We start from the raw sequence: 249 nt of genomic DNA on the forward strand, positions 1-249 counted from the left end.
AGGACGTTGATAGGTCAGGTGTGGAAGTGCAGTAATGCATTAAGCTAACTGATACTAATTGCCCGTACGGCTTGTCCCTATAACCTTGACGGTTATACGCATTTACTCTTGATGAGTTAATACCCCACTTTACTTCTTCCCGATTGCGCAGTGCCGCTCAGAACAGCGGCACTGCCTACAAGTCAAAGCTTGATGACCATAGTAAGTCGGTCCCACCCCTTCCCATCCCGAACAGGACCGTGAAACGAC

General features: G+C 49.0%; 1 rRNA gene. It reads left to right on the plus strand.

The features are described 5' to 3' along the window. Positions 1-79: ribosomal RNA gene (locus tag KW842_RS27310) — 23S ribosomal RNA — on the plus strand; the annotation flags it as partial. Positions 80-249 lie beyond the last annotated feature (170 nt).

The sequence above is a fragment of the Duganella sp. sic0402 genome (assembly GCF_019219065.1).
GTDB lineage: Bacteria > Pseudomonadota > Gammaproteobacteria > Burkholderiales > Burkholderiaceae_D > Rugamonas.